Source organism: Halanaerobium polyolivorans, from assembly GCF_020711195.1.
In the GTDB taxonomy this organism is placed as follows: Bacteria; Bacillota; Halanaerobiia; order Halanaerobiales; family Halanaerobiaceae; genus Halanaerobium; species Halanaerobium polyolivorans.
This window is the reverse complement of record NZ_JAJFAT010000035.1, coordinates 1-3,179: the sequence shown is the minus strand read 5'-3', so window position 1 is coordinate 3,179 and position 3,179 is coordinate 1. Positions and strand designations below refer to the sequence as shown.

Annotated in this window: 5 protein-coding genes; all 5 read right to left on the bottom strand. The window is 27.8% G+C overall.

What is annotated here, in order from left to right; genetic code table 11:
* The coding region (locus tag LJ207_RS12130; RefSeq protein WP_255666908.1) for a replicative helicase loader/inhibitor at positions 1–245 on the bottom strand (245 nt) is incomplete at its 3' end.
* Complete coding sequence (locus LJ207_RS12125) at positions 232–531, bottom strand: phage replication protein O (RefSeq protein WP_229346760.1); 300 nt, start codon at positions 529–531, stop codon at positions 232–234. The genes LJ207_RS12130 and LJ207_RS12125, both read right to left, overlap by 14 nt.
* 264 nt (positions 532–795) lie before the next feature.
* Positions 796–1,035, bottom strand: coding sequence for a hypothetical protein (locus tag LJ207_RS12120; RefSeq protein ID WP_229346759.1), 240 nt, complete (start codon positions 1,033–1,035; stop codon positions 796–798).
* A gap of 250 nt (positions 1,036–1,285) precedes the next feature.
* The gene (locus LJ207_RS12115; protein WP_229346758.1) at positions 1,286–1,567 is read right to left on the bottom strand and encodes a hypothetical protein; all 282 of its coding nucleotides are present in this window, start codon (positions 1,565–1,567) and stop codon (positions 1,286–1,288) included.
* A gap of 293 nt (positions 1,568–1,860) precedes the next feature.
* A partial coding sequence (locus LJ207_RS12110; protein WP_229346757.1) for a hypothetical protein occupies positions 1,861–3,179 on the bottom strand: 1,319 nt, incomplete at its 5' end.

Sequence of the window (3,179 nt, the reverse complement as noted above, 5' to 3'; positions counted from 1 at the left end):
GGAGCTTTTTGAATATTTTTTACTTCTTTTATTATCTCTCCTACAGATGGAGGCCATTTAGAATTATTAATAACTAGCTTTTTAACTGCAAGATTTATTAACTCCTGGTCATAATATTTTAAAAAATCATGCCAAACTTCTACCATCATTTGATTTTCTCTTTTATCACTTTTCGGGAACTTAAGCCGATTTGAATAACAACTGCTTAAATAACTTAATAGTTCAATGATATTATTCTTCGTCATCCTTTTGCTCCTCATTTAAGTATTCGACATATAATTCGGCAAGCATATCCATTTTTTTTGTTGAATTTGATTTACCGCTTTTATTCATCTGGTTTTCCAATTTAACAATCTGCTTTCTCAGCTTTTTAGCACTTAATATCTTTGAACTCCAGAACTCATCATTCTGGCTGAAATATATGATCTCCTTGATCTCTTCCCAGGTATAACCTTTGTTCTCATCTTCTTTAGCGCCAACAGGACCGAGTCTATTTATCTTTTCCAGTTCTTTTACCCATTTATTGAACAATTTATTATCAAGATCAGTTTCTGGAACCCTTACATATTAATTACATATGATTTGTGGTTAAATCAAGTATACAGGAGTTGGTAATAGAATAGTGCATTTTTCATTTAGAAGACCATTAATTGGTATACTTTTAGCTTAGCATATGTAAATATTCCTCTATAATTTTTATAATTCTTAAATCAAGTCTATAATGCTTAATATTTTATTATATTTGAATAATTATCTTTAAAACATCTTAGTTCAGTTCATGTTGCAATAGTACTCTTAATTTATTGATTCTCTTTTTATTTTTCGCAATTTATCAAGGATAGCATTGATATAATCCCAATCTTCTTTGTAAGGCTTTTCATCTCTGCTTGCAAATCGTATTGATCTTTGAAGAATAAATAAACCTGTTCGCAAATAATCTTCTCTGGCGGGTAAACTGCCATTATCAAAATAATCTTTTCTACATTTAGTGAAGAAAACCAATCTAACAGCTGTTTTATCATTCCGAATATACATTTCTGGTTCAAAATCAATTTCTGTTTTCTATAACAGCTTCACTTCTTACTAATTCAACTGCGTCAGTTTCTGGAATATTTTCTGGAAGTGGTTTTGAAAAAAAATTGGCCTGGTTTGAATGATATAAGATGCTTGATAAAGTGGGATTGATAAAACTATTTGAAAATCATTGTGATCTAGTTTATGAGTAAATTTTAAATCATCTAGCTTTAAACCTATCTCTACTAAATGATAAGTCTGCTGCTTTTAATTATTCTAATGAAAAATCATCAAGATTTAATCTCCTCAATGGTGCTTCATAAACATGTAAAGATTTAAATATTTCAATAGCTTCTTCTCTCAAATCATACCATTCTTCAGGTATGTTTTTACCTAAATCGAACTCTAATCTTTTTACACCCTTTAATTTATTTTTCACCTTTTCAAAATGCATACAGTTCTTAAAAGCTATTGGAAAAAATGCTATACAGGCATCTAATAACCTGTTGGGATGATCTGGCCCCTCTGGTACTATTACTTCAATATTTCCCAATGATTCAAATTCATCATTTACATAATTTGCTTCCAGCCACTGCCTTCCTCCCTCTCCCTGCAGTATCTAAACATCTATGCTGTTTATTCCATCTGACCCCATAAAACCACCTGAACTACCAACTAAAAACATTCTTGAAAAACCTGCCATTTAAAAGCCTCCTTGATATTATATAGTTACGTCAAATCTAAATCTTTCTCAAAAAAGCAATTTTCAATCAACCAATCATGAGATTCATCATCTTTTAATCCTTCTTTATTTGTTTTTATTAATATTTCATAAATAACCCCAAATTAATTTTCTTCGCCTTTTGAATCAATAACATTGAAATTTAATTCTCCTAATTTATTTTCTAATAAATGAATAAAACAATCGATTCTTTTTTCAATAAAAGTATCTAAAGCATCTTCTGGTAAATAATCTTTTTTTGCCCAACTAATTAATTCATTAGGTACTAAATGATCTTCAAAAACTTCATCCATTTCTTCTAAATTATATTCTTTCAGATAATTAACAGGGTTTTTATCACTAATTTCAAGGTTAGTCTTTTGAGGTATATAAGCAATATTCATTAAACTATTTTTATTAACCTCAATTTCATCAGTAAAATTATCTAAAAAATTCAACGGAAATATATGGTGCAAATTAGGCTTGTCAGTTAAATCATAATAAACATCTTTTAAAACAGAATTGTCTTTATGTTTCCAGTCCTTAGGTTCTTGACTGGATAATAAAGATAGAATTGAACGAGATAATCTACCACGTGAACTATAAGAGGAGTTTCTTAAATCATTTTTATTTAATACAAAATCAGGAAATTCTACATTTTCTCCTTTTTTAGCCCTTTCAAGCCAATCTACATGGTTTCTTAAATGAGTTGTGTTTCTTAACTTTTCATCAGTATGAAAACTATAAAACCAAAAATATTTATTCAGCAATTTATAATTTGGTTCTGAGTTTTTATAGAAATAAGAAGCTATGCTCATATAAAAATAACGAAATGGAACTAATCTAGGTCCTTTTAAATGTAAATGATTCTCAAAAAAATCAAAGGTTTTTAATATTGATTTTTTAGCATCTTCCCACACTCTTTCAATTTGAGTAGCTTCTATTTCATTCAGGTATCGACTAGTAATATTATATACCCTTGAATTTTCAATGTTTTGCCTAATTATTATAGCTAAAATTTGTAAATAAGTTAAATTATCAATATTTTCAATAAAAAAACCATCATATTCATCTCTAAAATCATCTATTAGTTCTCTTAAATAAAATCCTTCTTTATCTTCATTTTTTATTCTAAAAGTTTTAGCAACTACAATATCGAATATATCTAGAGCTTGGCCTTCTTGATTTATTCTTTCAAATATTTCACAAACCTCTGAAACTTTTATTTCCTTTAATTCAATGAAAGGAATTCTATAGTTATCTAATACATTTTTTATATTTCTAAGATTAATCCTATATTCATGACCATATTCTACATAACCCTCTTCGTGAATAGATTTTTCCACTTCATTAAAGTTTTCTTTAACAACTAAATTGCAATAATAAATTGAACTAATTTCAAACTGTAATAATTTTACTTGTATAAAATTAGTTTTAGTTGATC